The following is a 25,223-nucleotide window of genomic DNA, read 5'->3' as shown; positions in this document are numbered from 1 at the left end:
TTACTTTTCGTGCAGGCCGAGTTTTTTCTCCAGATAGTGGATGTTGGTGCCACCCTGCTGGAAGTTTTCGTCGGACATGATTTTCATCTGCAGCTCGACGTTGGTTTTGATGCCGTCGATGATCAGCTCAGCCAGTGCATTTTTCATGCGGGCGATCGCCACTTCACGGGTTTCGCCGTAAGTAATGAGTTTGCCAATCATGGAATCGTAGTACGGCGGCACGGTGTAGCCAGCGTAAATGTGCGATTCCCAGCGTACACCAAAGCCACCCGGCGCGTGGAAACGCGTAATTTTACCCGGGCTTGGCAGGAAGGTATTAGGATCTTCGGCGTTGATACGGCATTCCACCGCATGACCACGTACGACCACATCTTCCTGTTTGATCGACAGCGGCTGACCGGCAGCAATACGCAGCTGCTCTTTGATAAGGTCAACGCCGGTGATCATTTCGGTAACCGGATGTTCAACCTGAATACGGGTGTTCATCTCAATAAAGTAGAACTCGCCGTTTTCATACAGGAACTCAAAAGTACCGGCTCCACGATAGCCAATTTCCACGCAGGCGTTAGAGCAGCGCTCGCCGATGAAGCGACGCAGTTCCGGCGTGATGCCTGGTGCAGGTGCTTCTTCCACCACTTTCTGGTGGCGACGCTGCATGGAGCAGTCGCGCTCCGCCAGATAGATGGCGTTGCCCTGGCCATCGGCCAGCACCTGAATTTCGATATGGCGCGGGTTCTCGAGGAATTTTTCCATGTAGACCATGTCGTTATTGAAAGCCGCTTTGGCTTCCGCTTTCGTCATGCCGATGGATTGCTCAAGATCTTTTTCATGGCGTACAACGCGCATACCGCGTCCGCCGCCGCCGCCAGAGGCTTTGATAATAACCGGATAACCGATACGCTTCGCGATAGCGCGGTTTTTATCCATATCATCAGTCAGTGAGCCATCTGAACCCGGAACGGTCGGTACGCCCGCTTTTTTCATCGCGGTAATAGCAGAAACTTTGTCGCCCATCAGGCGGATCGTATCCGCTTTCGGACCCACAAAGATAAAGCCTGAACGTTCAACCTGCTCAGCAAAATCAGCGTTCTCAGACAGAAAGCCATATCCCGGATGGATCGCAACTGCGCCGGTAATTTCAGCGGCAGAGATCAGGGCCGGAATATTCAGGTAACTTTTGACCGACTGCGCCGGGCCGATGCAGACAGTTTCATCTGCCAGCAGCACGTGCTTGAGGTCGCGATCTGCCGTGGAGTGGACCGCTACGGTTTTGATGCCCAGCTCTTTGCAGGCACGCAGAATGCGCAGCGCGATTTCACCACGGTTAGCAATGACAATTTTATCCAGCATGCTTCGCCTCGTTATTCGATGACGACCAGCGGCTCGTCAAATTCAACCGGCTGGCCGCTTTCTACCAGGATCGCCTTCACAACGCCGGATTTATCGGCTTCGATCTGGTTCATCATTTTCATCGCTTCAACGATGCACAGGGTATCGCCAGCGTTCACTTTCTGACCCACTTCCACAAACGCTTTTGCGTCCGGGCTTGGGGTGCGGTAGAAGGTGCCGACCATCGGTGAACGGACAATGTGACCGCTGACTTCAGGCTTAGCGGCTTCAACCGGAGCGGCAGCAACCGGCGCAACGGCAGCGGCCAGTGCAGGCTGCGGAGCAGGTGCAGCATAAGCCTGCTGCATCATAGGATAACCGACATTGGCAGGTGAACGGCTGATGCGAACTGACTCTTCGCCTTCAGAGATTTCCAGCTCAGCAATGCCGGACTCTTCAACCAGCTCGATCAGTTTCTTAATTTTACGAATATCCATGAGTGTGGTTCCGTACTCTGTTTAATTGGAATGTGACAGGCGTTTTATCGCCGTTTGTAAAGCCCACGCGTACCCATCCGCGCCAAGTCCACAAATGACGCCGGCAGATACATCGGAAAGATAGGAGTGGTGCCGGAACGGCTCGCGTGCATGCACGTTGGAGAGATGCACCTCGATAAAAGGTATGCTTACCGCCAGCAAAGCATCACGCAGCGCAACGCTGGTGTGCGTGAACGCAGCCGGATTGATGATGATGTAATCCACATCGCTGCGCGCGGCGTGAATACGATCGATCAGCTGATATTCTGCGTTCGATTGCAAATGACTCAATTTCACATGGTGCTGGTCAGCCTGCAGCGCCAGATCGCTGACGATATCAGCCAGCGTGGCGTGACCATACTTGTCAGGCTCGCGCGTTCCCAGCAAATTCAGGTTGGGACCGTTCAACAACAGTATGTGAAATTTATGCGCCATCTTGCGGCTATCTCCTGCAATCATTAGGGCATCGCGTAAAATACCGCGACATCCTTCATTTGTCACCCTTGAGAGTGAAAAAGAAGGGTTTGCTTGCAATAAAGCCGGGCATTATATCCGTTTCGGGACAATTCGCAGCAAAATACTGGTCTTATCTGCGAAGTTGATCCGGTGCGGCCCGAAGGCCACACGTTTTAACAGAAAGCGGGGGGAGAAAACAACCTCAGGAAAATCAGCGGCTGAAGCTTTTGCGTAACTTTTTATAGCGCCACGCCAGCAGCAGCGCAGCTGCCAGCGCATAGAGCCACGGCTGTGGTGACAGGACTTTGACTGACCAGAGATAGTGAATGGGAACGAGGATCGCTACCAGATAGATAGCGTTATGCAGCGTTTGCCAGCGTCTGCCCAGCTTGCGCTGCGCGCGCTGAAATGAGGTTATCGCCAGCGCAAATAGCACCACCCAGCTGATCATACCCAGCAGCAGATAGGGGCGGGCGAAAATTTCACTGCCGAGCAGGCGCAGATGCGTATAGCCCAGCTCCAGCAGCCAGTAGCTGATCAGATGTAGCGTGGCCCAGGCAAAGCACCAGAGACCCAGCATCCGGCGGGTGCGGATCAGCAGTGGCTGTTTGAGATAGCGCGTCAGCGGAGTGACCAGCAGCGTTGCCAGCAACAGCTTCAGCGCCATTCTGCCGGTAAAGTGCTGAATATCTTTGGCCGGATCGGCGCTCAGCCAGCCCTGAGCAGCCGAAAGCACCAGATAGATCAGCGGCAGCAGGGCGGCCAGGTGCAGCACCACTTTGAGCCAGGTAACCTGTCGCAGGGTCAGTCGCATTTAAAAATTCTCCCGCAGATCGAGCCCGCGATAGAGTGACGCAACCTCACGTGCATAACCGTTAAACAGCAGCGTAGGCTGCCGCTCTACGTTGAGCAGGCCGCCCGCGCCGATAAAACGCTCTGTCGCCTGTGACCAGCGCGGGTGGTCAACGTGCGGATTCACATTGGCGTAAAACCCATATTCGCTGGCGGCAATCTGGCTCCAGGTGGTCGGCGGCTGTTCAGCGGTCAGCGTGATTTTCACAATCGATTTAATGCCTTTAAATCCATATTTCCACGGCACCGTCAGGCGTATCGGGGCACCATTCTGCGGCGGCAGCGCTTTGCCGTAGACACCGGTGCTGAGCAGCGTCAGCGGATGCATCGCTTCATCCAGCCGCAATCCTTCAACATATGGATAGTCGAGCCCGCCGCCAATAAAGCGATCTTTCTGACCTGGCATCTGTTCAGGGTCGTAGAGCGTCTGAAACGCCACATAGCGTGCGCGGCTGGTGGGTTCAGCCAGCTTCAGCAGCTTACTGAGTTCAAAGCCCACCCAGGGCACGACCATTGACCAGGCTTCAACGCAGCGCATACGGTAGATACGCTGCTCCATGGCAAAGCGTTTAAAAATGTCATCCATATCCAGCGTCATGGGCTTAGCCACTTCGCCATCAATACGCAGCTGCCAGGGTTCAGTCTTTAGTGAGCCGGCGTTAGCTGCGGGATCGGCCTTATCCAGGCCAAACTCATAAAAGTTGTTGTATCCCGCAACCTTATCGTAAGGCGTCAGGGGTAAATCCGCCTGCCACTGTGCGGGTTTGGTGAACGTCAAATCGCGTCCTGCCGGTGCCGGCGGTCGATCGTTTCCTTTAAACCAGCTCAGAATGTCCGCCCGCGCGCTACCCGGCAGCGTCGCAGCGGCAGCGCCAATCCCCAGCGCCTTCAGCACCTGACGCCGGCGCAGCGCAAAGATGTTTTCCGGGGTAACATCAGCTTCAGTGAGAGTGTGCTTGAACTTCATGGTGTTCTCCGGCAGATAAGCAGTGATCATTAAGATGCGTAAACCCCATCGGCGATGCCACTTTGCCGGGGAAAATATGAAATTTCCTGGCAGACAGCCTCTGTTGAGAATAGGACGAAAAAGTCCGCCCGGCAGTCAGGCGCCGTGACTTTACCGTTATACTCGCGCGACAGCGTGCTTGCCGGAGCATTGGCGCTGATTCAGACAGCTATTTATGGTACTTTGCTCAGGATTGCGTCAGCTGAATGACGCACAGGCTGGCTGCCCGTTTATAACCGCAGTGGTACAGGCACAGGGATGCGATTAACAACGAAGTTTTCTGCGTTTATTACATTATTAAGCTTACTGGCAATGTTACTGATGCTGGTAGGCTGCGCTTTTAGTTTTATCTGGCTGTCGCAGGAGCGCGTTGAGAGCCGTATCGATACGCTGGCGACCGAAGTTGACAAAGCGCTGATGACTCAGTCGCCGCAGGAGGTTGAACAGTGGCTGACGCGGCTGATGCCGGTGATCAACGCTGAGCAGGTCACGCTGCTCAATGACGAAGGCGAAGTATTCCGTCTTACCCGCCGTGAGAATCCGATGCTGGAAGATGAGCCTAACCGGTTTATTCAGCTTGAGCTGCCCCTGGTGCATGCGCCCGAAATGCAGCTGCGCGTCGTGGTTCTCGATCCGGCAAAAACCTGGTTCCGCTCCTTTACCGGCGCCTATACGCTGGTGGTGCTGCTGAGCGTGGTTGCCATTATGGCGGCGCTGCTGGCGATGACGCACCACTGGCTTAATCGCCGCTGGCGCAATATGGATCGGCTGGAGGCGCGCGCGGAACGCATTATTGCCGGCGAGCGCATTGCCCGCGTTCCGGGCACCACTGAATGGCCGGCTAAAGCCAGCCGCGCGCTGGATACGCTGCTCAGCGATCTGCAGGAAGCAGGAGAACAGCGTCTGCGAATCGATACGCTGATCCGCACGTTTGCGGCTCAGGATGCGCGCACAGGTCTCAATAATCGCCTCTTTTTTGATAACCAGCTGGCGACGCTGCTGGAAGATCAGGAGGATGTCGGTACGCATGGCGTGGTAATGATGATCCGCCTGCCTGACTTCGACAATCTGCATGAGATAATTGGTCCGACGCTGGCCGAAGAGTACCTGTTTGATATCATCAATATGTTTTCTACGTTTGTGCTGCGCTATCCGGGGGCGCTGCTGGCCCGCTATTTTCGCAGCGATTTTGCCGTGCTGCTGCCGCACCGGACGCTGAAAGAGGCGAACAGCATCGCCGAGCAGCTTATCAATGCGGTGGACTCGCTGCCGCCGATGCGCAGGGTGGATCGTGATGATTTAATCCATATCGGCATCAACGCCTGGTGCAGCGGACAGAGCGCACTGCAGGTGATGGAGAGCGTAGAGCTGGCCACGCGGCGCGCCGTGCTGCAGGGAGGCAACACCTGGTCAGTGGGCGAGGGTAATCCGCTGGAGATGGGCCGCGGCAGCGTGCGCTGGCGTACGCTGCTGGAGAATACGCTCAATCGCGGTGGTCCCCGTCTTTATCAAAAGCCTGCGGTACTGCTGGATGGTAAAGTGCACCACCGTGAGATGCTGGCGCGCATATTTGATGGTGATAAAGAAGTGGTTGCCGCCGAGTTTATGCCGCTGGTCATGCAGCTGGGGCTGACCGACAGCTGGGATCGCCAGCTGGTGACGCGCATCGCCGCGCTGACAGAAGTGTGGCCGGATGAGACGCTGGCGCTGCCGGTAAGTATCGATTCACTGCTGCAGCGCCCGTTCCAGCGCTGGCTGCAAAAATTGCTGCTGCAGTGTAATAAATCCCAGCGCCGGCGATTTTTATTTGAACTTGCCGAGGCGGATGTGTGTCAACACATCAATCGTTTGCTGCCGGTCTTTCACATGCTCACCACGTTTGGCTGCCGTATCGCAGTCGATCAGGCGGGAATGACGGTGGTCAGCAGCGCCTATATCCGCCAGCTTCCTGTTGATGTGATTAAGCTGGATCCGGGGCTGGTACGGAATATTGACCGCCGCACAGAAAATCAGCTTTTTGTGCAAAGCCTGCTGGAGGTGTGTAAATCCACCTCCAGCTATGTTTTTGCTGCTGGCGTGCGTACCCGGGCTGAATGGCAAACCCTGACTGCGCTTGGGGTAGCGGGCGGGCAGGGCGATCTGTTTGCGCCTTCCTTACCGGTTAACAGTAACGTTAAAAAACACTCGCAACGTTACCGCATTTGATGCGCTGGCAGGGTTTGTCCCGGCAATCGATGTTTTTCTGGCGTTAACCAGCGGGAGCGGGCAGAGCCAGAGGCATGAAATGTTAAATTTTATGTCGATAACCCCGCCGCAGGTCCGGGCAATTTGCGTTAAAGAGGGCCGTTTAGCGCTATCTGGCGCTGCCAGTAGCGAACAGTACCGGCCGGAAAAATTATATGGTCTATTTTTTCACCTTAGCCGAACGTTTTTGCGCCTTGTAGCGGCTTCGTGTGGTTGGTAAAGTAAGCGGATTTTATTTTCCGCCCCCAGCTTGCAGGATTATCCCTTAGTATGTTTAAAAAATTTCGCGGCATGTTTTCCAATGACTTGTCCATTGACCTGGGTACTGCGAATACCCTGATTTATGTAAAAGGACAGGGCATCGTGCTGAACGAGCCTTCAGTGGTTGCTATCCGTCAGGACCGCGCCGGCTCCCCAAAGAGCGTAGCGGCTGTTGGTCATGACGCAAAGCAGATGCTTGGCCGTACGCCGGGCAACATTGCCGCTATTCGTCCGATGAAAGATGGCGTGATTGCCGACTTCTTCGTGACTGAAAAAATGCTCCAGCACTTTATTAAGCAGGTACACAGCAACAGCTTTATGCGCCCGAGTCCGCGCGTACTGGTGTGTGTACCGGTCGGCGCGACCCAGGTTGAGCGTCGCGCTATCCGTGAATCTGCGCAGGGCGCAGGGGCACGCGAAGTATTCCTGATTGAAGAGCCGATGGCTGCGGCTATCGGTGCCGGCCTGCCGGTCTCTGAAGCAACCGGTTCTATGGTCGTGGATATCGGTGGCGGTACGACTGAAGTCGCCGTGATCTCCCTGAACGGCGTGGTCTACTCCTCTTCTGTACGTATCGGTGGCGATCGCTTTGATGAAGCTATCATCAATTACGTGCGCCGCAATTACGGTTCATTGATTGGTGAAGCCACCGCAGAACGTATCAAGCATGAAATCGGTTCAGCCTATCCGGGCGACGAAGTGCGCGAAATCGAAGTGCGCGGCCGTAACCTTGCAGAAGGCGTGCCGCGTGGCTTTACGCTGAACTCAAATGAAATTCTTGAAGCGCTGCAGGAGCCGCTGACCGGCATCGTCAGCGCGGTTATGGTTGCGCTGGAGCAGTGTCCGCCAGAGCTCGCTTCTGATATTTCAGAGCGTGGCATGGTGCTGACCGGCGGTGGCGCACTGCTGCGTAATCTGGATCGCCTGCTGATGGAAGAGACAGGTATTCCGGTCGTGGTAGCGGAAGATCCGCTGACCTGCGTAGCGCGTGGCGGCGGTAAAGCGCTGGAGATGATCGACATGCATGGTGGCGATCTGTTCAGCGAGGAGTAATTCCTCACTGGCTGCGACCATGGTCATATTGCGCAGGGAATCGCGACAATACTCATCATAAACTGAACCGCACGCAGCGTTGTATTATGCAGCGGCGGTTCAGGCATGGGTAAATGGCGCGGCTGCGTATGACGGCATAGTGCGTCCAGCCCTGGAGGCGCGGGTCTGCGGACTGGTGCTTCTTCCCTGATGTCGAGGAATTCGCAGAATTTATGAAGCCGATTTTTAGCAGGGGGCCTTCCCTGCAGTTGCGTATCTTTCTGGCCGTTATCGTGGCAATTGCGATTATCATCGCCGACAGCCGCGTAAGTACTTTCTCCCGGATCCGCAACTATCTGGACACGTCAGTCAGCCCATTTTATTTTCTGGCCAACGGCCCGCGACAGCTGCTTGACGGCGTGTCGGATACGCTGGCATCCCGTCAGCAGCTGGAGCTGGAGAACAAAGCGCTGCGCCGCGAGCTTTTCCTGAAAAACAGCGATCTGCTGATGCTGGGGCAATATAAGCAGGAAAATGCCCGCCTGCGCGAGCTGCTTGGATCGCCGCTGCGTCAGGATGAGCACAAAATGGTGACGCAGGTGATCTCAACCGGCACCGATCCTTATACCGATCAGGTGGTGATCGATAAGGGCAGCGTAAACGGCGTTTACGAAGGTCAGCCGGTGATCAGCGATAAAGGCGTTGTCGGGCAGGTGGTGGCCGTTGGCCAGCTGACCAGCCGCGTGCTGCTGATCTGCGACGCCTCTCACGCGCTGCCGATTCAGGTGCTGCGTAACGATATTCGCGTTATTGCTGCCGGTAACGGCTGCAGCGAAGATCTGCAGCTGGAGCATCTGCCAGGCAATACTGATATTCGCGTCGGCGACGTGCTGGTGACATCCGGCCTCGGCGGCCGGTTCCCGGAAGGTTATCCGGTCGGCGTCGTGTCGTCAGTCAAGGTTGATACCCAGCGCGCCTATACGGTCATTCAGGCGCGTCCGACTGCCGGGCTGCAGCGTCTGCGCTACCTGCTGCTGCTGTGGGGAGCAGATAAAAATGGCGATATGCCGATGGCACCGGATGAGGTACATCGCGTAGCGAACGAGCGTCTGATGCAGATGATGCCTCAGGTGCTGCCACCGGCGGGTGAAATGGGGCCGCCAGCGCCCGCGGGGATGCAGCAGAGTCAGCAGATGGGACCGCCATCCTCTGCGGCCAGCGGGAGTGCGCAGAGCACGCCGGCGAACACGCGTGGGGGCCAGCCTTGAGCCGATATCGCAGTCAGGGACGGTGGGTAATCTGGCTCTCTTTTCTGCTGGCATTAATTCTGCAAATCATGCCGTGGCCGGAGCAGTTCTATATGTTCCGGCCGTCGTGGCTGCTGCTTATTCTGATCTACTGGGTGCTGGCGCTGCCGCATCGGGTCAACGTCGGCACCGGGTTCTTTCTCGGTGCCGTTATGGATCTGATTGCCGGCTCCACGCTGGGCGTACGCGCGCTGGCCTTCAGTATCATCGCCTACCTGGTCGCCTTTAAATTCCAGCTGTTCCGCAACCTCGCATTGTGGCAGCAGGCGTTAATGGTTATGGTTCTTTCACTGGCAGTAGATGTCATTGTTTTTTGGGCTGAATTCCTGGTCATAGACGTCTCATTCCGGCCAGAAATTTTCTGGAGTAGCGTGGTCGACGGCATCCTCTGGCCCTGGCTATTCTTATTGATGAGAAAGATCCGCCGGCAGTTTGCCGTTCAGTAAGGAACACAATGATTACCCTGTATCTGGCTTCCGGCTCGCCCCGCCGGCGCGAGCTGCTTACGCAGCTTGGGCTGCAGTTTGAGCGTCTGTTAACCCATACCGAAGAGCAGCGTCAGCCCGACGAAGCGGCTGAACATTACGTTCGCCGACTGGCGGCGGATAAAGCCCGCGCCGGTGTCGCTATGGCGCCCCGGGATCTGCCGGTACTGGGCGCGGACACGATTGTGGTGCTGAATGGTGACGTACTGGAAAAACCGCGTGATGCAGAACACGCCGCAGAGATGCTGGCAAGGCTCTCCGGACAGACGCATCAGGTGATGACCGCGATAGCGCTGGCTGACAGCGAGACGCTGCTGGATTGCCTGGTGCTTACCGATGTGACCTTCCGCAACGTGACCGCTGATGAAATCGCGCACTATATCGCCAGTGGCGAACCGATGGATAAGGCGGGCGCCTATGGCATTCAGGGTCTGGGCGGTAATTTCGTGCGCACGATTAATGGCAGCTACTACGCCGTAGTGGGACTACCGCTGGTGGAAACCACAGAGCTGCTGAGCCATTTTCAGTCGCTGCGTGCATTAAGGGGACAGAATGACGGCTGAACTGCTGGTAAATGTGACACCTTCGGAAACGCGCGTTGCCTATATTGATGGCGGCATTTTGCAGGAAATTCATATTGAGCGCGAAGCGCGACGCGGCATTGTTGGCAACATCTACAAAGGCCGGGTCAGCCGCGTGCTGCCGGGTATGCAGGCCGCCTTTGTCGATATTGGCATGGATAAAGCCGCCTTTCTGCACGCCTCCGACATCATGCCGCACACCGAGTGTGTTGCCGGCGATGAAAAGAAAAATTTTGTTGTACGCGACATCGCCGAGCTGGTACGCCAGGGGCAGGATCTGATGGTGCAGGTAGTGAAAGATCCGCTCGGCACCAAGGGCGCACGCCTGACCACCGATATCACGCTGCCGTCCCGCTATCTGGTTTTTATGCCCGGCGCATCACACGTGGGTGTTTCACAGCGTATTGAAAGTGAGGCGGAGCGCGAACGGCTGAAAGCGGTGGTTGCTGCCTACTGTGACGATCTGGGCGGTTTTATTATTCGTACCGCTGCGGAAGGCATCGGCGCAGAAGAGCTGGCGCAGGATGCGGCGTTTCTCAAACGCCTGTGGACCAAAGTCAGCGAGCGCAAAAAGCGTAACCAGACGCGCTGCCTGCTCTATGGCGAACTGGCGCTGGCGCAGCGTGTGCTGCGCGATTTTGCCGGCGCCGCGCTGGATCGCATTCGCGTCGATTCGCGTCTGACCTGCGATCTGCTGGTGGAATTTACCAGCGAATATATTCCTGAAATGGCGGGCAAAATAGAGCATTACAGCGGCAAGCAGCCTATTTTCGATCTCTATGATGTAGAAAATGAGATTCAGCGTTCGCTGGAGCGCAAGGTCGAGCTTAAATCGGGTGGCTACCTGATTATCGATCAGACGGAGGCGATGACCACGGTAGATATCAACACCGGAGCGTTTGTTGGCCACCGTAACCTGGATGAAACCATATTTAATACGAATATCGAAGCGACGCAGGCTATTGCCCGTCAGCTGCGGTTACGTAACCTCGGCGGTATTATCATTATCGACTTTATCGACATGAGTAATGACGATCACCGCCGTCGCGTGCTGCATTCGCTGGAGAGTGCGCTGAGTAAAGATCGGGTCAAAACCGGGATCCATGGCTTTTCAGCGCTGGGCCTGGTGGAGATGACCCGTAAAAGAACGCGTGAAAGCATTGAGCATGTGCTCTGTGCCGACTGCCCGGTGTGTAAAGGACGCGGCTCGCTGAAAACCGTAGAGACCGTCTGCTATGAAATCATGCGTGAAATTGTACGCGTGCATCACGCCTATGACTCCGACCGCTTTCTGGTTTACGTCTCGCCGGCGGTAGGCGAGGCGCTGAAAACAGATGAGTCGCATGCGCTGGCCGAAGTCGAAATCTTTGTCGGCAAACAGGTCAAAGTTCAGGTTGAACCGCTCTATACTCAGGAGCAGTTTGACGTCGTCATGATGTAAGGCCTGCGGCCAGACGTTATTATCCAGTGACCAGCAAGGAGAGATGTGTGAGGCGGTTGCCAGGGATTTTGTTACTGCTGATCGCCACAGTGATTGTCATTGTGGCGCTGCTGGTGAGCGGGCTGCGTCTGGTGATGCCGCATCTCAACAGCTATCGCAGCGACATTCTGCAGACGGTTTCACGCATCAGCGGCGTCAACGCAGACGCCAGCGAACTGCAGGGAACGTGGCAGAATTTTGGCCCGACGCTGCAGGTACGCGATCTGCGCATTGATATGAAGCAGGATGGCGAACTGCACATTGGCCGCGTCACTCTTGCGCTGGATGTCTGGCAGTCGCTGCTGCACTGGCGCTGGCAGTTCCGCGATCTCACCTTCTGGCAGCTGCGTCTGGCGACGGAGCGGCCGCTGTTTACCCGCGACAGCGATACTACCAGCATCAAGCCTGCTCAGATCAACGACCTCTTCCTGCGCCAGTTCGATCACTTCGATTTGCGCGACAGCACTATCCGCTTTCTGACGCCTTCAGGCCAGCATGCCGAGCTGGCGATACCGCGCCTTACCTGGCTGAATGAAGCCAGCCGGCATCGCGCTGAAGGCGAGGTCAGCCTCAGCAGCTTTACCGGCCAGCATGGCGTGGTGCAGGTCAGGCTGGATTTAAAGGATACCCGTGGCCTGCTGAACGACGGTCGCATCTGGATGCAGGCAGACGATGTGGATGTGCGTCCCTGGATTGGCCGCTGGCTGCGTGATAACACCAGTCTGGAGAGCGCGCGTATCAGCCTGGCGGCGTGGGCCAGCCTGCGCGATGGCGAACTCTATGCGGGCGATGTGCTGATCAAACAGGGTGGGGCGCGCTGGCGCGGCGAGCAGCGCGATCATCAGCTGCAGATTGACGGACTGACCGCACACCTGGCGCGCTTCCGCGACGGCTGGAGCCTGAATATACCGCAGACCCGGCTCAGCACCGATGGCGTGGCCTGGGCGCCCGGCCGGATTGCGCTGCTGTGGCAACCTCAGGATAAAGCGGCAGCGGAGATCCGCATGCGTGCTACCCGGCTGGACCTGCAGCGGTTTGCGCCGCTGGTGCCGCTGATTGGCCCGCTCTCGCCGACGCTGCTGGATACCTGGCGTGCACTGCAGCCGCGCGGTTATATCGATACGCTGGCACTGGATATTCCTCTGGCGCAGCCGGAGCAGACGCGACTGCAGGCGACGTGGCGCGATCTGGCGTGGCATAACTGGAAGCTGCTGCCAGGCATCAGCAATCTCAGCGGGCGCGCCAGCGGCAGCGTCAGCAATGGTCAGGTTGATCTCCGCATGGGACAGGCTGAAGTGCCCTATGGTGATATGTTCCAGGCGCCGCTGGATATTCATCAGCTGAGTGGCCAGCTGAGCTGGCTGCGTGACCGTCATGGCCTGACGCTGGCCGGACATCAGCTGGATGTGCAAGCGCGGTCGCTCTGGGCGCGCGGAGATTTCCGCTATCAGCAAAACAGTGACGCTGCACCACGGCTCGATATTCTGGCCGGCATCCGCGTAACCGACGCGGGTGATGCCTGGCGCTATCTGCCGGAACCGCTGATGGGGCATAACCTGACGCACTACCTGAGCGAAGCGATAAAAGGCGGGGAGACCGATAACGCCACGCTGCTGTTCGCCGGCGATCCGCGCCTGTTCCCGTTTAAGCATAACGACGGCATGTTTGAAGTTAAAGTGCCGCTGCGCAATGCCGCGTTTCGCTTTCAGCCGGGCTGGCCGGCCCTGCAGGATCTGGATATCGATCTCGATTTTGTGAATGACGGCCTGTGGATGCGCGCCGATAACGCGCGCCTGGGCAAGGTCGAAGCGCGTAACGTCACGGCCGTTATTCCGGATTATCTTAAAGAGAAACTGCTGATCGCCGGCGATCTGAGCGGGCAGGGGGCGGATATCGGCGCCTACTTTAATGAGACGCCGCTGAAATCGTCGCTCGGCGCGGCGCTGCAGCAGCTGCAGGTTGGGGGCAACGTCAAAAGCACGCTCAACCTGGAGATCCCGCTGGATGGCGAACAGGTACACGCCAGCGGCAACGTGGTGATGAATAACAACACGCTGCATATTAAACCGCTGAAGAGCACGCTGACGCAGCTGACAGGGCGTTTCCGCTATAACAACGGCAACCTTGAAAGCGAAGAGATGCAGGCAAACTGGTTTGGTCAGCCGCTAGGCGTGACCTTCAGCACGCAGGAGAATCCGCAGGATTTTGGCGTTAACGTCCACCTGCTGGGCGACTGGCAGCCCGCGCGTCTCAGCGTGATGCCAGCGGCGGTAGCGCGTCAGCTCAGCGGTTCACTCGCCTGGCAGGGCGATGTGGCTATTACGCTGCCGCATAGCGGAGGTGCGAACTACAGCGTCGATCTCAGAGGCGATGGCAAAGCAGTAAGCAGTCACTTACCTGCGCCGCTGACCAAATCTGCCGGTGAGGCGCTGCCGGTGACGGTTAAGGCTAAAGGCGATCTGAACGGCTTTATGCTCAGCGGCAGCGTGGGCGAGATGCACCGCTTTAACAGCCGCTGGCTGCTGGAGCCGCAGCTGCGCGTCGAACGCGGCATCTGGCAGAATCAGACCGCGGCAACGCCTGCGCTCCCGGCGCAGCGCGGTATGGTATTAAACCTGCCGCCGCTGGATGGAGAAGCCTGGCTCGGTGTTCTGGCCGGAGCGGGCGGCAGCGGAGAGGGCGCCACGCAGGTGGGCGGGGTCGGCTTACCTGGCGATGTCACGTTGCATACGCCAGCCCTGACGCTGGGCGGGCAGCAGTGGCACGATCTCAGCGCCACTCTGCTGCAGGGCGCGGGCGGTGATGCGCAGCTGAAGCTGGAGAGTCGTGAAGCGCGCGGCACGCTGACAACAGCGCAGCGTGCACCGTGGCGCATCAATCTGAACTACCTTTATTACAATCCGCAATGGAAAGAGACCGGCAGCAAACAGGCGTCATCACCGTTCAGCGGCGACAGCGGGATCGATTTCAGCCAGTGGCCTGCGCTGCAGCTTAACTGCGATGAGTGCTGGCTGCGCGGACAGAAGTTCGGACAGATGGCTGCGACGCTGACGCCGCGCGGAGAGACGTTAGCACTCACTAACGGAATTGTGGACAGCGGCAGCGCCCGGCTCAGCATCAGTGGCGAATGGGTTAACTCGCCGGGCAATCCGCGCACCTCGCTGAAGGGACGCCTGAGCGGCAGCAATATCAATGACGCCACTAACTGGTTCGGTATGAACACGCCGCTGCGCGACGCGCCGTTTAACGTGGATTATGACCTGCACTGGCGCGCCGCGCCCTGGCAGCCTGCTGAGGCGTCGCTGAGCGGCACGCTGAAAACGCACTTTGGCAAAGGAGAGATTGCCGACGTTAATACCGGACGGGCAGGACAGCTGCTGCGTCTGGTAAGTTTTGATGCGCTGCTGCGCAAGCTGCGTCTGGATTTCAGCGATACCTTCAGCGATGGCTTCTATTTTGATTCAATCAACGGCACCGCCTGGATCGAAAACGGCGTCATGCGCACTGATAACCTGCTGGTAGATGGGCTGGAGGCGGATATCGCGATGCAGGGCCGGATCGATCTGGTACAGCGAAAAATTGATATGGAAGCGGTTGTGGCGCCGGAGATCTCCGCGTCGGTCGGTGTGGCAACGGCGTTTGCAATCAATCCGGTGGTTGGGGCCGCCGTTTTTGCCGCCAGCAAGGTACTGGGACCGCTCTGGAACAAGATTTCCCTGCTGCGCTATCACATCAGTGGCCCGCTGGATAAACCGGAAATCAGTGAAGTGCTGCGCAAAGCGCGCGACGCCGGCAGCAAGTGAATTTGACGCCGTCGGGGAATTGCCGCAGGCTATGACTATCTGAGCACATAATGAGTGAGAAACGATGACTCTGAATCTGGTAAGTGAGCAGTTACTAGCTGCGAACAGCATTAATCAGCAGGACCTCCATTCCCTGTTAGGGCAGCTTTCAGAACGTCGTCTGGATTATGCCGATCTCTATTTTCAGTCCAGCTTCCATGAATCCTGGGTGCTGGAAGATAAAATTATTAAAGATGGCTCCTACCATATCGATCAGGGCGTTGGCGTACGTGCCGTAAGCGGTGAAAAAACCGGCTTCGCTTATGCAGACCAGATCACCCTGAATGCGCTACGGCAGTCTTCGGAAGCCGCGCGCAGTATCGTACGCGAGCAGGGCAATGGCACCGCACATACGCTGCAGGCAGTAATGCAACGTTCGCTCTATGCGCCGGTTAACCCGCTCGACAGCCTGACGCGCGAAGATAAAATCGCCCTGCTGCATCGCGTAGACCGCGTGGCGCGCGCGGCCGACCCGCGCGTACAGGAGGTCAATGCCAGCCTGAGCGGCGTTTATGAACAGGTGCTGGTTGCGGCAACCGATGGGACGCTGGCAGCCGATATTCGTCCGCTGGTGCGTCTGTCAATCAGCGTGCAGGTGGAAGATCAGGGCAAGCGCGAGCGCGGCTCAAGCGGCGGCGGCGCGCGTACCGGCTATGAATTTTTCCTCGCCGATGAGAGCGGTGACGTCCGGGCTGACGCCTGGGCGCGCGAAGCGGTGCGTATGGCGCTGGTTAACCTCTCTGCAGTTGCAGCCCCAGCTGGCGCGCTGCCGGTCGTGCTGGGCGCTGGCTGGCCGGGTGTGCTGCTGCACGAAGCGGTAGGACATGGCCTTGAGGGCGACTTTAACCGTCGTGAAACGTCGGTATTCAGCGGCAAGATGGGGCAGCTGGTTGCTTCGGAACTCTGCACCGTGGTGGATGATGGCACGCTGGAGGGGCTGCGTGGCTCGCTGGCGGTGGATGATGAGGGCGTTCCGGGTCAGTACAACATGCTGATCGAAAATGGCGTCCTGAAGGGCTATATCCAGGATAAGCTTAACGCCCGCCTGATGGGTGTGCCGCCAACCGGTAACGGCCGGCGCGAATCGTATGCGCATCTGCCGATGCCGCGCATGACTAATACCTACATGCTGGCGGGCAAGTCCACGCCGCAGGAGATCATCGAAAGCGTGGAATATGGCCTCTATGCGCCTAACTTTGGCGGTGGTCAGGTCGATATCACCTCGGGCAAATTTGTCTTCTCTACCTCAGAGGCGTATCTGATTGAGAAGGGTAAAGTTACCCGGCCGGTCAAAGGCGCTACGCTGATTGGCTCCGGCATTGAAGCGATGCAGCAAATCTCAATGGTCGGTAACGATCTGGCGCTGGATAAAGGCGTCGGCGTATGCGGTAAAGAGGGACAGAGCGTCCCGGTTGGCGTGGGCCAGCCGACGCTGAAGCTGGACAAAATCACCGTAGGCGGCACCGCCTGAGGTGCTGAACCTCTGTCACTATAAGGGCTGCCTGCGGGCAGCCTTTTTTGTGGCTGCGTCAGCTATAAATGCCTCCGATTCAGCCACTTTGGCAAAAACAGACATCGCGCTAAGTCGTGCGATTATTTATTCGGATTAAAAAGTGATTTATGTCACGATTTGTAGAAAACATATAGTCAGGCACGTTATTATACGCGCGCTGGGTTTATGCACTGCATTCCGTTACGGACCAGACAGGCTGATGATACGCTATGATTAGCGCAGGGCGGCCTGAAGGTTACTGCCATTTTTCTGCTGCCTGCTTAACCATTCCCGGTGCGGCACAGCGTGGGGGTAAAAGCGGTGCGATCCCGGCAAGGTCGAACTAAGGAACCGAAATGAGTGTGCTTCCGGTATTTGTCGTATTCGGGCTATCTTTCCCGCCCATCTTCATTGAACTACTGGTTTCGCTGGCGCTGTTCTGGCTGGTGAAACGTGTGCTGACGCCAAGCGGGATCTACGATCTGGTCTGGCATCCGGCCCTGTTTAACACGGCCCTGTATTGCTGTGTGTTTTATCTTGTATCCCGTCTATTCATCTGAGGTTTTAAGTGAAAGCGCTCATAAGAAAAATCGCGCGTTACGCGATTACGCTCCTGCTGGTTATCATCGCCGTCGTGATTGTCTTCCGCGCCTGGGTGTTCTACACCGAATCCCCGTGGACACGCGATGCTAAATTCTCTGCGGATGTGGTGGCTATCGCACCTGATGTCACCGGTCTGATCACCGACGTGCCGGTACATGATAACCAGCTGGTGAAAAAGGGCGATACGCTGTTTATCGTCGACCGGCCGCGCTATCAGAAAGCGCTGGCGCAGGCGCAGGCAGACGTGGACTACTATCAGGCGCTGGTGAGTGAAAAACGCCGCGAGGCGGGACGCCGTAATCAGCTCGGTACCAGCGCGATGTCGCGTGAGGCGATTGAACAGGCTAACAGCGATCTGCAGACCAGTGAACATCAGCTGGCGAAATCGATCGCTACCCGCGATCTGGCGGTTATCGATCTCGACCGTACCACGATCAAAGCCCCCTCTGATGGCTGGGTGACCAACCTCAATGTCTATGAGGGTGAGTTCATTACGCGCGGCTCCGTGGCGGTCGCGCTGGTACAGCAGCACTCTTTCTACGTGCTGGCTTATATGGAAGAGACCAAACTCAGCGGCGTGCGTCCGGGCTTTCGCGCTGAAGTCACGCCGCTGGGCAGCAATACCGTGTTACGCGGCACGGTGGACAGCGTGGCTGCCGGGGTGACCAACAGCAGCAGCAGCATTGATAATAAAGGTATGGCAACGGTGGACTCTAATCTGGAGTGGGTGCGCCTGGCGCAGCGCGTGCCGGTGCGTATCCGTCTTGATGCCCAGCCTGGCAACCGCTTCCCGGCAGGCACAACCGCGACCGTGGTGATCACCGGTGAGCAGGATCGGCAGACCAACGCCTCGCCGCTGGCACAATTCTTCAATCGCCTGCGTGAGTTTGGTTAAGCGGGGGCGTGATGATTGAGTTTTTGCGTTTCCCGATCAAGCTGACGTTTGCGCTGGTGGCCGCGCTGATGATTGGCTTTCACTTTCATCTGGAAACGCCGCGCTGGGCGGTGATGACGGCCGGTATTGTCGCTGGCGGTACCGCCTTTGCTGCCGGCGGCGATCCCTACTCCGGCGCGCTGCGCTATCGCGGCGTGTTGCGCATCATCGGCACCTTTATCGGCTGTATCGCTGCGCTGACTATCATGATCACCACCGTGCGTGCGCCGGTCGTGATGTTGCTGCTGTGCTGCATGTGGGCCGGTTTCTGCGTCTGGCTCTCTTCGCTGATCAAAGTCGAAAACTCCTATGCGCTTGGGCTGGCAGGCTACACGGCACTGATTATCGTCGTAACCGCTGACGCAACCGGCGGGCTGACGCTCGCCCCCCAGTTTGCCGTTGAGCGCTGCAGCGAAATTGTGCTCGGGATCCTCTGTGCGATTCTGGCAGATATGCTGTTTTCACCGCGCTCCATTAAAAAAGTGATTGATGCCGAAGTGGATGCGCTGCTGGTGGCACACTATAAACTGCTGCAGCTCTGCGTTGCGCATGAAGATAAAGATGAGGTGGACAAAGCCTGGAGCGCGCTGGTACGCCGCACCACTGCCCTGAACGGCATGCGCAGCCAGCTGATGATGGAGTCGTCTCGCTGGCAGAACAGCAGTCGCCGGCTAAAGATGCTTAATACGCTGTCGCTGACGCTGATTACGCAGGCCGCTGAGACGTTTCTTATCCAGAACTCCCGGCCCGACTATATTCCGCCGCAGTTCCGGCTGCTGCTGGAAAAAGAGGCAAACAGCGCCGGTGAGGTGCATAAGCGCATGAAAGTGCTGCGTCGCGTTATCAGCGACAGCAGCAAAACGGTTCCGGTCACGCTGGCGAGCTGGACCGGAGCAGCGACTGAATATCTGCTGCTGATCAAAGGGATTAAATGCAACAGCCGTATCAGCGCCCTTGAAGAGAACATCCTGCAGCGGGAGATTATCGTTCAGGCCCGTTCGGCTGAAACTCACCATGCGATGATCAACGGTATTCGCACCTTTGTCGCCACCGCGCTGGGGGCCCTGTTCTGGCTCTATACCGGCTGGACCTCCGGCAGCGGCTGCATGGTCATGCTGGGGGTGATCACCGCACTGGCGATGCGCATGCCCAATCCGCTGATGATGGCCAAAGATTTCTTTTACGGTATGGCGGTCGCCGTGCCGCTCGGGTTGTTCTACTTCACCTGGGTTCTGCCTGCCACGCAGCAGAGTGCGCTGCTGCTTTGCATCGCCATCGGCCTGCTCGGCTTTGTCGGCGGTGTCTTTGTGCAGCGGCGGCAGATTGGCACGCTGGGCGCGCTGATCGGCACAATCAATGTGCTGGTGCTGGATAACCCGATGAAGTTTGAATTCAACGTGTTTCTGGATAACGCGCTGGGGCAGTGGATCGGCAGCTTTGTCGCCATGATGGTGATTTTGCTGATTCGCGATAAATCCAAAGCGCGTACCGGCCGCAAACTGCTGAATCGCCTGATGTATGCTGCTGTTGCAGCGCTGACGACGAATCAGGCCCGGCGCCGGGAAAACCATCTGCCGGCGCTTTATCAGCAGCTTTTTCTGCTGCTCAATCTGTTTCCGGGCGATATCGATAAATACCGTATCGCCCTGACGCTGATCATTGGTCATCAGCGGCTGCGTAATGCAGAAGTGCCGGTCAATGCGGAGCTCTCCGCTTATCACCGGCAGCTGCGACACACCGCGGATCGGGTTATCTCAGCCAGCAGCGATGATAAGCGACGCGACGCGTTCAAAACGCTGTTGCAGGAGCTGGCTGGCTATCAGGAGAAGCTGGCGCATTATAGTGCCCCTGCCAGCGTCACGGAGCCGGTCGCCCGCCTGACGCAGATGCTGGACAAATATCAGAACACCCTCATCCAGATTTAAGCCTGCCGCCCCGGGCGGCGGCGGGTTTATGCCACGCTGACACAAATCGGCTGCGCGTTGCCATCTATACTTTCCTGACGGATGCATACTGACAGGAGAATATCGATGTCCGCTTCTTTGCAGCAACATGAACTCTTCAAAACCGGCTTCTTCGCTGCGGGTCAATGGCATGCTGCCTCCGCGACGTTTGACGTAACCAATCCGGCGACCGGCGAGGTCATTGCCCGCGTCGCCAAAGCGGGTAAAGCGGAAACCGAACAGGCGATCGCCGCCGCGCAGCGCGCTTTCCCCGGCTGGCGGGATAAAACGGCCAAAGAGCGATCCGGGATCCTGATGCGCTGGTATCAGCTGATCGTGGAAAACAAACGCTGGCTTGCAGAGCTGATGACCGCCGAGCAGGGTAAGCCGGTCAAAGAGGCGGAAGGCGAAGTAGAGTATGCCGCGAGCTTTATTCAGTGGTTTGCAGAAGAGGCAAAGCGCGCTAACGGCGAGATTATTCCGCCCGCTAAACCCGGCTCGCGTATTCTGGCCACGCGTGAACCGGTTGGCGTGGTCGCGGCGATTACCCCCTGGAATTTCCCGATGGCGATGCTGACCCGTAAGCTTGGGCCGGCGCTGGCCGCAGGCTGCACCGGGATTATTAAACCGGCGAACAATACACCGCTCAGCGCCTTTGCCCTGATAGCCCTGGCGCAGCAGGCTGGCGTGCCGGACGGCGTGCTCAATGCCGTCGCGGGCGATACCCAGGCGATCAGCGACGCTATCATGGCCTCACGCGCGGTGCGCAAAATCTCGTTTACCGGTTCCACTGCCGTGGGCAAAACGCTGATGCGCAATGCGGCTGAGACGATGAAAAAGGTCTCCATGGAGCTGGGCGGCAACGCGCCATATATCGTCTTTGAAGATGCGGATATTGACGCTGCGGTACAGGGTGCGATTGCCAATAAATTCCGCAATGCCGGTCAGGTCTGCGTGAGCGTGAATCGTTTTTATATCCATGAGCAGATTTACGATCGCTTTGTTACGCAGCTGGCAGAAGCGGTTAAGCAGCTCAAAGTCGGGAACGGTATGGATGAAGGCGTAATCGTCGGGCCGCTGATCGCTGCCTCCGCGCTGGAAAAAGTTGAAGAGCATGTGCAGGATGCGGTGCGTAAAGGTGGCCGAATTGTCACCGGTGGCGAACGGCATGCGCTGGGCGGCAATTTCTGGCAGCCCACGGTTATTGCCGGGGCGCAGGAGAGCATGATGCTGGCGCAGGAGGAGACATTTGGTCCGGTTGCGGCCTGCTTCCGCTTCAGCAGTGAAGAGGAGGTAATCGGGCGGGCGAATGATACCGAATATGGTCTGGCTGCCTACTTCTATACGCAGAATCTGCAGCGGGTGTTCCGCGTCGCTGCCGCGCTGGAAGCGGGGATGATCGGTATTAATGAGTGCGCGGTCTCTACTGAGGTGGCGCCGTTTGGCGGGATTAAAGAATCAGGTCTGGGACGCGAAGGCTCAGTGCTGGGTATCGAAGAGTACCTGGAAGTCAAAGCGCTGCATCTGGGCGGTCTCTCTTAGCAGGAGGATACAGCATGCGAACCGAGCGTTTCGATTTTGATGAAATCGTCGATCAGGCCCACTTCTACAGTCAGTTTGGCGAGCGTTTTATGCTGAACGAGGCCGCTATTCGCGATCCGGACGATCTCTGGCGGGTGATGACCGGTGAACAGCTTCCGCTGCCGCTGGAAATTGTCTTCGTTAATCTGGGGAGAGGGCAGAAACGCCGGTATAGCGCACTGATCCTGCTATTTGAAAAGGCAGAAGAGGAGCTGGAGGGCCAGCTCCGCTTTACCGCTCAGTAATACAACCCAAAAAGGGCCCCGCAAAGCGGGGCCAAAGGGTTCGTCAGGGGTGACGAGGAATTACTTATAGAGTTCGGCGGTCACATGATAGCTGTCGCCGGTACGCGCTTCGATGACGCGGTAAGCACTGGCGCCCTGCGCATCAGCTTTCTGAGAAAGCTGTTCGCGATAATCCATTGGTGAACCGCCGGTACCGCTGATTGAGATGGTGCTGCCAGCAGGCTGCAGATTTTGTGCTGATTCACTGGTAACCAGTTGAGCCGCAGAGGCGCCAAAGGCAAACAGAGAGAGCAGGCCAGCCGTTGCAAGAGTTGTTTTGATTTTCATGATGTATCTCCTCGTTAGCATCAACAACCTGCAGCTACACCAGAGTAAGCGGGTCGTCGATTAACATCGGCGTTGTATCACGCCGGTTGACAGTTATTTATAGAGTTCAGCTGTAGCGTGGTATGTGTTGTCGTTATAAGCCTCGATAACACGATACGCTTTTGCGCCCTGCGCATCGGCTTTCGCATTCAGCTGCTGGTGGATATCCATTGGCGAGCCGCCCACGCCGCTGACGCTGATGGTGCCGGCAGACTGCAGGTTCGCTGCCTGATCGGCAGAAATAGAATCTGCTGCAGAAGCGCCAAATGAGAGTGCAGAAAGAATGCTTAGGGTGGCGATAGCCGCTTTAACGTTCATGGTATTTTCCTCGTCTGTGATTTTTATCTTTTTAGTTAGTGTGATTTGCGTCACGAAAAGAAGTATAGATCTAATCACGCGGGAAATTAATACTTCGCTAATAATGTTTCGTTGTTATCCTTTATCCTTATGCCATCTTTTTATAACGTTAAGTTATTAAAATCGGCTGTTTTTCATCCGTTAAGCGCTTTTTTTTCGCAAAAACAGTGATCTGCGTCAAATTAACTTTTCGTGCCAAAGTTTATGGTCAATGCCGCTGCACGCTGGCGAGAAAATTAGTTAAAACGGGCGAAAGAGCGGTTACAGGCAGGAGAATATATGGCTGAGAGTAACAGGAGCTTAAAGGTCTGACCTATATCAGCCAGCCTGATAACCTTTAGCGATAAAGGCGGGGCGAAGTAACAGAGGACATCAGGTATCTGAACGCCAGAAGGTGCCGGCAGACTGGCCGCCGGCAAAGAAGTGTTACAGCTCCTGCTCAAACAGCACCAGTACCGCGTCATAGAGCTGCTTAACGGTAAAAGCACGCGCCGGCGTGATGAAAATGGTGTCATCGCCGGCAATAGTACCCAGAATTCCTTCTGCTTTGCCGAGAGAATCGAGCAGGCGGGCAATCAGCTGCGCGGCGCCCGGACTGGTATGAATCACAACCAGCGCTTCATTGTAATCGATATCCAGCACCAGGTTTTTCAGCGGGCTGGTAGCGGTAGGGACGCCCAGTTCAGCGGGCAGGCAGTAAACCATCTCCATTTTTGCGTTGCGCGTGCGCACCGCGCCAAACTTTGTCAGCATGCGGGAGACTTTTGACTGATTGATATTTTCAAAGCCATCTTCCTGCAGCGCCTGCACGATTTCGCCCTGAGAGCTGAATTTTTCTTCTTTAAGCAAGGCTTTAAATGCCTTGATAAGGTCGTCTTGTTTTGAAGGATTACGCATAAGCTACCAATGAATAAGAGGCGCAGCAGGCAACAAGCCTGCAGCTGATAAATTATTATGCATTTAGATGAATTTTTATGCAATGCGTCAGCAGCGACTTTCGCCATACGTCCGCGCGGGACGGGCATTCTAGCAGAAACTGGCTACGCACCAAAATCGCGCGCTGACGCGCAAAGCAGAGGTTACAAAGTTGTTATACTATTGACGTGGTAACAACCAGATCGACGATCAAAGCCGTATATCTCTGCTGGCTGCGATAAGATCATTCAGGCGCTTCTGAAACAGAGCGGTATCGGAAGCAGATAGCAGCAGGCTGCCTGTGCGCAACGGCTATGTCGCTATCGCCTGAGATGTTGACTAAACTCGTAAGCTGATGGATTTCTGGCATATCTTTGCCCCATCTTAATAAGGAGTTCAGGATGAAAGTTGCCGTTCTCGGAGCCGCTGGCGGTATTGGCCAGGCGCTGGCTCTGTTGCTCAAAACGCAGTTACCCGCGGGTTCCGCCCTCTCTCTCTATGATATTGCACCGGTCACGCCTGGCGTGGCGGTCGATCTCAGCCATATCCCTACCGCTGTGACGGTTGAAGGTTTCAGCGGTGAAGATGCCACCCCTGCGCTGAAGGGGGCCGACGTGGTCCTGATTTCTGCCGGGGTAGCGCGTAAGCCCGGCATGGATCGCGCGGATTTGTTTAACGTTAACGCGGGCATTGTCCGAAACCTGATCGCGCAGGTAGCCAGCACGGCGCCAAAAGCGCTGATTGGCGTCATTACTAATCCGGTTAATACCACCGTGGCGATCGCCGCAGAGGTGCTGAAAAAAGCCGGCGTTTACGATAAAAACCGGCTGTTTGGCGTCTCCACGCTGGATGTCATTCGTGCTAATACCTTTGTCGCTGCGCTCAAGGGTAAACAGCCAGGAGAAGTAGAGGTGCCGGTCGTGGGCGGCCACTCTGGCGTGACCATTCTGCCGCTGCTGTCGCAGGTGCCGGGCGTCAGCTTCAGCGAGCAGGAGACCGCCGATCTTACAAAGCGTATTCAGAACGCCGGCACCGAAGTGGTGGAAGCCAAAGCGGGTGGCGGATCGGCGACTCTCTCAATGGGGCAGGCCGCCGCACGCTTTGGTCTGTCGCTGATCCGTGCGCTGCAGGGTGAGGCCAATGTAGTTGAATGCGCCTATGTCGAAGGCGACGGTGAATATGCGCGCTTCTTCTCTCAGCCGCTGCTGCTGGGGAAAAACGGGATTGCCGAACGTCGCCCGCTGGGCACGCTGAGCGAATTTGAACAGCAGGCGCTGAACGGCATGCTGGAGACGCTGAAAAAAGATATTGCGCAGGGTGAAGAGTTTGTGAAGCAGTAACTCCTGTTACGCAGTGTGAAACGCCCGGCTGAAGCC

Annotated in this window: 22 protein-coding genes; 14 read left to right on the top strand and 8 right to left on the bottom strand. The window is 56.9% G+C overall.

All coding sequences use genetic code 11. The features are described from left to right. The 5 genes from accC to msrP form a co-directional block, all read right to left on the bottom strand. Complete coding sequence (gene accC, locus DBY66_RS09715; RefSeq protein ID WP_071669161.1) at nucleotides 1–1,350, bottom strand: acetyl-CoA carboxylase biotin carboxylase subunit; 1,350 nt, start codon at nucleotides 1,348–1,350, stop codon at nucleotides 1–3. Nucleotides 1,351–1,361: 11 nt separating this feature from the next. After that, nucleotides 1,362–1,826, bottom strand: a complete 465-nt coding sequence (gene accB / locus DBY66_RS09710; protein WP_039380716.1) for an acetyl-CoA carboxylase biotin carboxyl carrier protein — start codon at nucleotides 1,824–1,826, stop codon at nucleotides 1,362–1,364. 21 nt (nucleotides 1,827–1,847) lie between these two features. Next, entirely contained in the window at nucleotides 1,848–2,300 is a 453-nt protein-coding gene (aroQ, locus tag DBY66_RS09705) for a type II 3-dehydroquinate dehydratase (RefSeq protein ID WP_108569966.1), read from the bottom strand. 232 nt (nucleotides 2,301–2,532) lie between these two features. Beyond that, a complete protein-coding gene (gene msrQ / locus DBY66_RS09700; RefSeq protein ID WP_108569965.1) occupies nucleotides 2,533–3,135 on the bottom strand; it encodes a protein-methionine-sulfoxide reductase heme-binding subunit MsrQ in 603 nt (200 codons plus the stop codon). Continuing rightward, nucleotides 3,136–4,140, bottom strand: coding sequence for a protein-methionine-sulfoxide reductase catalytic subunit MsrP (gene msrP / locus DBY66_RS09695; protein ID WP_071669248.1), 1,005 nt, complete (start codon nucleotides 4,138–4,140; stop codon nucleotides 3,136–3,138). Between the two features lie 297 nt (nucleotides 4,141–4,437). Here msrP and csrD point away from each other — a divergent pair, with 297 nt between their 5' ends. The 13 genes from csrD to DBY66_RS09630 all read left to right on the top strand — a co-directional run bounded on the left by csrD (nucleotide 4,438) and on the right by DBY66_RS09630 (nucleotide 22,209). Next, nucleotides 4,438–6,384 carry an RNase E specificity factor CsrD gene (gene csrD, locus DBY66_RS09690; RefSeq protein WP_108569964.1) on the top strand — a complete coding sequence of 649 codons (1,947 nt, stop codon included), beginning with the start codon at nucleotides 4,438–4,440 and terminating at the stop codon, nucleotides 6,382–6,384. Between the two features lie 309 nt (nucleotides 6,385–6,693). After that, nucleotides 6,694–7,737: a rod shape-determining protein MreB gene (mreB, locus tag DBY66_RS09685; RefSeq protein ID WP_003855260.1), complete on the top strand. Its 1,044-nt coding sequence runs from the start codon at nucleotides 6,694–6,696 to the stop codon at nucleotides 7,735–7,737. 212 nt (nucleotides 7,738–7,949) lie between these two features. Then, complete coding sequence (mreC, locus tag DBY66_RS09680) at nucleotides 7,950–8,984, top strand: rod shape-determining protein MreC (protein ID WP_108569963.1); 1,035 nt, start codon at nucleotides 7,950–7,952, stop codon at nucleotides 8,982–8,984. Continuing rightward, nucleotides 8,981–9,469, top strand: coding sequence for a rod shape-determining protein MreD (mreD, locus tag DBY66_RS09675; protein WP_039380697.1), 489 nt, complete (start codon nucleotides 8,981–8,983; stop codon nucleotides 9,467–9,469). The genes mreC and mreD overlap by 4 nt, the downstream gene beginning before the upstream one ends. A gap of 8 nt (nucleotides 9,470–9,477) precedes the next feature. Next, a complete protein-coding gene (locus DBY66_RS09670; RefSeq protein ID WP_039380695.1) occupies nucleotides 9,478–10,071 on the top strand; it encodes a Maf family protein in 594 nt (197 codons plus the stop codon). Further along, complete coding sequence (gene rng / locus DBY66_RS09665) at nucleotides 10,061–11,530, top strand: ribonuclease G (protein WP_071669165.1); 1,470 nt, start codon at nucleotides 10,061–10,063, stop codon at nucleotides 11,528–11,530. Before DBY66_RS09670 ends, rng begins: the two co-directional genes overlap by 11 nt. A gap of 47 nt (nucleotides 11,531–11,577) precedes the next feature. Further along, complete coding sequence (gene yhdP / locus DBY66_RS09660; RefSeq protein ID WP_108569962.1) at nucleotides 11,578–15,372, top strand: AsmA2 domain-containing protein YhdP; 3,795 nt, start codon at nucleotides 11,578–11,580, stop codon at nucleotides 15,370–15,372. 64 nt (nucleotides 15,373–15,436) lie between these two features. Next, on the top strand, nucleotides 15,437–16,882 hold the full coding sequence (gene tldD, locus DBY66_RS09655; protein ID WP_039380688.1) for a metalloprotease TldD: 1,446 nt from the start codon (nucleotides 15,437–15,439) through the stop codon (nucleotides 16,880–16,882). A 377-nt stretch (nucleotides 16,883–17,259) separates the two neighbouring features. After that, nucleotides 17,260–17,463 carry a p-hydroxybenzoic acid efflux pump operon protein AaeX gene (gene aaeX / locus DBY66_RS09650; protein ID WP_065648072.1) on the top strand — a complete coding sequence of 68 codons (204 nt, stop codon included), beginning with the start codon at nucleotides 17,260–17,262 and terminating at the stop codon, nucleotides 17,461–17,463. Nucleotides 17,464–17,471: 8 nt separating this feature from the next. Continuing rightward, on the top strand, nucleotides 17,472–18,401 hold the full coding sequence (gene aaeA / locus DBY66_RS09645; RefSeq protein ID WP_039380683.1) for a p-hydroxybenzoic acid efflux pump subunit AaeA: 930 nt from the start codon (nucleotides 17,472–17,474) through the stop codon (nucleotides 18,399–18,401). Between the two features lie 11 nt (nucleotides 18,402–18,412). Beyond that, nucleotides 18,413–20,365 (top strand): p-hydroxybenzoic acid efflux pump subunit AaeB, encoded by a 1,953-nt coding sequence (gene aaeB, locus DBY66_RS09640; RefSeq protein WP_108569961.1) that lies wholly within the window; start codon nucleotides 18,413–18,415, stop codon nucleotides 20,363–20,365. A 105-nt stretch (nucleotides 20,366–20,470) separates the two neighbouring features. Next, nucleotides 20,471–21,925: an NAD-dependent succinate-semialdehyde dehydrogenase gene (locus DBY66_RS09635; protein WP_104085375.1), complete on the top strand. Its 1,455-nt coding sequence runs from the start codon at nucleotides 20,471–20,473 to the stop codon at nucleotides 21,923–21,925. A 14-nt stretch (nucleotides 21,926–21,939) separates the two neighbouring features. After that, a complete protein-coding gene (locus DBY66_RS09630) occupies nucleotides 21,940–22,209 on the top strand; it encodes a hypothetical protein (RefSeq protein ID WP_094111849.1) in 270 nt (89 codons plus the stop codon). Between the two features lie 60 nt (nucleotides 22,210–22,269). On the opposite strand, the gene yhcN (DBY66_RS09625) is transcribed toward DBY66_RS09630, so the two are convergent. The 3 genes from yhcN (DBY66_RS09625) to argR form a co-directional block, all read right to left on the bottom strand. Then, nucleotides 22,270–22,536 carry a peroxide/acid stress response protein YhcN gene (yhcN, locus tag DBY66_RS09625; RefSeq protein ID WP_039380672.1) on the bottom strand — a complete coding sequence of 89 codons (267 nt, stop codon included), beginning with the start codon at nucleotides 22,534–22,536 and terminating at the stop codon, nucleotides 22,270–22,272. A gap of 93 nt (nucleotides 22,537–22,629) precedes the next feature. After that, a complete protein-coding gene (yhcN, locus tag DBY66_RS09620; protein ID WP_039380669.1) occupies nucleotides 22,630–22,893 on the bottom strand; it encodes a peroxide/acid stress response protein YhcN in 264 nt (87 codons plus the stop codon). Between the two features lie 465 nt (nucleotides 22,894–23,358). Next, nucleotides 23,359–23,829, bottom strand: coding sequence for a transcriptional regulator ArgR (argR, locus tag DBY66_RS09615; protein ID WP_039380667.1), 471 nt, complete (start codon nucleotides 23,827–23,829; stop codon nucleotides 23,359–23,361). A 419-nt stretch (nucleotides 23,830–24,248) separates the two neighbouring features. On the opposite strand from argR, the gene mdh reads away from it, so the two are divergent. Next, nucleotides 24,249–25,187, top strand: a complete 939-nt coding sequence (gene mdh, locus DBY66_RS09610; protein WP_108569960.1) for a malate dehydrogenase — start codon at nucleotides 24,249–24,251, stop codon at nucleotides 25,185–25,187. Nucleotides 25,188–25,223 lie beyond the last annotated feature (36 nt).

Source organism: Pantoea sp. RIT413, assembly GCF_003057675.2.
Classification (GTDB): Bacteria; Pseudomonadota; Gammaproteobacteria; order Enterobacterales; family Enterobacteriaceae; genus Pantoea; species Pantoea eucrina.
The sequence above is the reverse complement of the archived record's forward strand: the minus strand, read 5'-3'. Positions and strand labels throughout refer to the sequence as shown.

Bases quoted from the DNA above. Each gene is read 5' to 3' on its own strand.
- yhcN (WP_039380669.1), bottom strand. From the start codon at position 22,893: ATGAACGTTAAAGCGGCTATCGCCACCCTAAGCATTCTTTCTGCACTC.
- mreC (WP_108569963.1), top strand. From the start codon at position 7,950: ATGAAGCCGATTTTTAGCAGGGGGCCTTCCCTGCAGTTGCGTATCTTT.
- tldD (WP_039380688.1), top strand. From the start codon at position 15,437: ATGACTCTGAATCTGGTAAGTGAGCAGTTACTAGCTGCGAACAGCATT.
- accB (WP_039380716.1), bottom strand. From the start codon at position 1,826: ATGGATATTCGTAAAATTAAGAAACTGATCGAGCTGGTTGAAGAGTCC.
- mreB (WP_003855260.1), top strand. From the start codon at position 6,694: ATGTTTAAAAAATTTCGCGGCATGTTTTCCAATGACTTGTCCATTGAC.
- DBY66_RS09670 (WP_039380695.1), top strand. From the start codon at position 9,478: ATGATTACCCTGTATCTGGCTTCCGGCTCGCCCCGCCGGCGCGAGCTG.
- aaeB (WP_108569961.1), top strand. From the start codon at position 18,413: ATGATTGAGTTTTTGCGTTTCCCGATCAAGCTGACGTTTGCGCTGGTG.
- aaeX (WP_065648072.1), top strand. From the start codon at position 17,260: ATGAGTGTGCTTCCGGTATTTGTCGTATTCGGGCTATCTTTCCCGCCC.
- yhcN (WP_039380672.1), bottom strand. From the start codon at position 22,536: ATGAAAATCAAAACAACTCTTGCAACGGCTGGCCTGCTCTCTCTGTTT.
- DBY66_RS09630 (WP_094111849.1), top strand. From the start codon at position 21,940: ATGCGAACCGAGCGTTTCGATTTTGATGAAATCGTCGATCAGGCCCAC.
- rng (WP_071669165.1), top strand. From the start codon at position 10,061: ATGACGGCTGAACTGCTGGTAAATGTGACACCTTCGGAAACGCGCGTT.
- msrQ (WP_108569965.1), bottom strand. From the start codon at position 3,135: ATGCGACTGACCCTGCGACAGGTTACCTGGCTCAAAGTGGTGCTGCAC.
- msrP (WP_071669248.1), bottom strand. From the start codon at position 4,140: ATGAAGTTCAAGCACACTCTCACTGAAGCTGATGTTACCCCGGAAAAC.
- mdh (WP_108569960.1), top strand. From the start codon at position 24,249: ATGAAAGTTGCCGTTCTCGGAGCCGCTGGCGGTATTGGCCAGGCGCTG.
- argR (WP_039380667.1), bottom strand. From the start codon at position 23,829: ATGCGTAATCCTTCAAAACAAGACGACCTTATCAAGGCATTTAAAGCC.
- accC (WP_071669161.1), bottom strand. From the start codon at position 1,350: ATGCTGGATAAAATTGTCATTGCTAACCGTGGTGAAATCGCGCTGCGC.
- csrD (WP_108569964.1), top strand. From the start codon at position 4,438: ATGCGATTAACAACGAAGTTTTCTGCGTTTATTACATTATTAAGCTTA.
- aroQ (WP_108569966.1), bottom strand. From the start codon at position 2,300: ATGGCGCATAAATTTCACATACTGTTGTTGAACGGTCCCAACCTGAAT.
- DBY66_RS09635 (WP_104085375.1), top strand. From the start codon at position 20,471: ATGTCCGCTTCTTTGCAGCAACATGAACTCTTCAAAACCGGCTTCTTC.